The organism is Desulfobotulus sapovorans DSM 2055 (genome assembly GCF_059569355.1).
On record NZ_JCANVJ010000065.1, the window covers coordinates 1 to 1,084 of the forward strand.

The 1,084-nt window shown below is 54.9% G+C and carries 2 protein-coding genes; both read right to left on the reverse strand.

Annotated elements, in window-relative coordinates:
- On the reverse strand, window positions 1-461 hold a 461-nt coding region (locus BR04_RS17550; RefSeq protein ID WP_496357324.1), incomplete at its 3' end, for an Rpn family recombination-promoting nuclease/putative transposase.
- Window positions 462-715: 254 nt separating this feature from the next.
- Window positions 716-1,084 (reverse strand): formylglycine-generating enzyme family protein (locus BR04_RS17555; protein ID WP_496357325.1); only part of this gene is annotated, 369 nt, incomplete at its 5' end.

The window sequence follows — 1,084 nt, forward strand, 5'->3', positions numbered from 1 at the left end:
TGATCCGTAAGGATCAGCTCAGGGCTGTCCTTTTCACAAAGCATGAAGCACAGGTGAGACCGCTCCGTGTCCTTCACCAGCACAAAATTGAGGATATTGATGCAGATCACGGCACAGAGCTTTGCATACGGCTCCCCTGTATCCAGCTGACCTCCGTAGATCTTCGACCAGTAATACAGGGAGCGCTCCGCAAAAGCGCCCTTGTCCGTGCTCTGCACCTCGATATTGTACCACCTGCCGTTTTCAGCCCTGGCCTTGATGTCCAGAATGCTTTCCTTTTCGTTGACCACGGACTTGATGTTGAAGGGATTGCGGATTTCAAGGTCTGTGATCAGGGAAAAATCCGCATTCTTCAGGACGGCATTGATGAAGTCCAGGAGAATGGGCTTATGCTCTTCCTTACCAAAAAGGTACTTGATGAAGATATCGGATGTGGGATTCACATACGCCAGCGTTTCCACGACCTGCCTCCTTTATATTCGAAAACCCCTCACCCCCGGCCTCTCTCCCAGGGGAAGACTGGAGAAAACCACAAACCTATCCGGATTCTGCCACCCGCCCTCTCCTGAGGACTGCCCGGCGGCGGGTGTTTCGGGACGTATGGCCATAAACCCGGCCACGTCCCGAAACACCCGCCGCCCAAGGCGGCCTTCGGCCGCAACAGAAAAAGGAAAAAAAGCGGCACAAAAGGTAAAAAACTTAAAAAGACAAAAGGTCAGAATCCTGCAAGGCGAACCCCCAGGTCGTCGTTGCGAAAATCCGCCCCGCGCCTGCTGCGAACGGCCGAACGGCAGTTCCCGGCGCGGCTGACCCAGCCGCCGCCCCGAAAGACGCGGCTGCCGCTGCCTGCCGCATATATGGGATCCGTTCCCGACAAGGTCTCATAATCCCTTCTGTACACATCCTGAACCCACTCCCACACATTGCCGTGCATGTCATACAGCCCCCAGGCGTTGGATTTAAAGGAGGCCACCTTTATGGGTTTTCCCCGATAATTGCCCTTGGGGCAGCCAGGCAGGGGATAATCCCCATCATAATTGGCATCACTCGTGGAAAGGCAGGTTCCAAAGGCAAAGGGCGTTTC